This is a genomic window from Bartonella sp. ML70XJBT, assembly GCF_028618425.1.
In the GTDB taxonomy this organism is placed as follows: Bacteria; Pseudomonadota; Alphaproteobacteria; order Rhizobiales; family Rhizobiaceae; genus Bartonella.
On record NZ_JAQISX010000089.1, the window covers coordinates 1 to 1,314 of the forward strand.

Genomic DNA, 1,314 nt, shown 5'->3' on the forward strand with positions numbered 1-1,314 from the left:
AGAACTCTGCGATCTCTTCAGAGATATCTTCGCATCGGTTAGTGGTTGGTTCTACACGGAAGATTTGAAGAGCATTATCGGCTTGATCGATAAATTTGATAATTTCCTTTTCATCAAAGAAAGTACCATATTTTGCGAGATTTTGCTCTTCATCTTCACAGACGACTAAGAGAATTTCATCAGAATTTATAAACACTGGTTTTTTCATAACGGTCTCCATTTATTATCAAAATATTTAAACACATTTTGAAAAAAACGCCTTGACATAGGTTTTTTTTTTCGGGGTATGGTGGTTTTGTAATTGTATTTTATGCACATGTCAATTAAAAAATTGCATAAAATGCAAAAAAATAAATTTAAAATATATAGCTAATTTATGCGCTATCCACAATTTAGGAGATGTTATGGGTGATCTAGGTAAAGGAATAGAAGATTTTTCTTTGATGCTTAATGAAAAAAAGCAATCAATAATAACCTATCTTGTTTTTATCTTTTTTAATAATTCAAGGAAATCGAGTACCGCTTCTTTATCAGCTGGTTCAAGAGAAGCGCATATTTTTACGAAATTCAAATCTGCTTCTTTGTAAAAACTGGGTGGTGGCTCGTTGAAGAATTCAGAAATTTTTATCAATTCATCTATGGTTATATCACGGGTTTTCCCATTTTGATAAATGCGAAGCATACGGTTCACTGCCGATGGATGCAGTTTCAGATGGGATGCTAATGCTGTTTGTGCACCATGCCCCCGTTCTTTAAGTCGCTCTTTAATCCATAGCTTAAGTTGAGACTGAATATCTTTTCCCATGATTCATATAATCCTTGAAAATATATTTTTATGCAAAAATGATAAAAAAGCATAATTGCGTTGACTTGTGCATAAAACGCAATTATCTATTGTGGCGTTATGGAGATAAATATGCTTTCGAGACTGATTATAAAGTATTTAGGTGGCTTAAAAACTGTAGCAGGCATCGTTGAAAGAGATATTTCGTCTATTTCTAGATGGCGTGATTTTATACCAGCAAAACACCAGCAAAAACTATTAACCTATGCGCGTGAGCATGGGATAGATTTACGTCCAGAAGATTTTTTTTATCCAGAACGCTTGCAAAGATTAATGCAAGAGCAAGCAAGCGACTCAATGACAAAATTTTCCAAAAGCCCCTGCGTTGATAGCGCGTGCGACGGTTTGCAGCCTTAGGAGATCACAATGAGTTTAAATGAAAGCAAGCAGAGCATTGATGAGTGTGATGAGGATATCAAAAAATATGAAAAGGAAATTAAAGAACTTAATCAAAAGATAGATGCGTATGA

Annotated in this window: 2 protein-coding genes and 1 pseudogene; 1 reads left to right on the top strand and 2 read right to left on the bottom strand. The window is 34.2% G+C overall.

Going from position 1 to position 1,314, the window contains the following annotated elements:
• Positions 1 to 208, bottom strand: a pseudogene (locus tag PVV65_RS09785) (hypothetical protein); the annotation flags it as partial.
• A gap of 267 nt (positions 209 to 475) precedes the next feature.
• Positions 476 to 805: an XRE family transcriptional regulator gene (locus PVV65_RS09790; protein WP_273721787.1), complete on the bottom strand. Its 330-nt coding sequence runs from the start codon at positions 803 to 805 to the stop codon at positions 476 to 478.
• 111 nt (positions 806 to 916) lie between these two features.
• Between PVV65_RS09790 and PVV65_RS09795 the strand changes: the two genes are divergently transcribed.
• A complete protein-coding gene (locus PVV65_RS09795; RefSeq protein ID WP_273721786.1) occupies positions 917 to 1,201 on the top strand; it encodes a hypothetical protein in 285 nt (94 codons plus the stop codon).
• Positions 1,202 to 1,314 lie beyond the last annotated feature (113 nt).

Bases quoted from the DNA above. Each gene is read 5' to 3' on its own strand.
- PVV65_RS09790 (WP_273721787.1), bottom strand. From the start codon at position 805: ATGGGAAAAGATATTCAGTCTCAACTTAAGCTATGGATTAAAGAGCGA.
- PVV65_RS09795 (WP_273721786.1), top strand. From the start codon at position 917: ATGCTTTCGAGACTGATTATAAAGTATTTAGGTGGCTTAAAAACTGTA.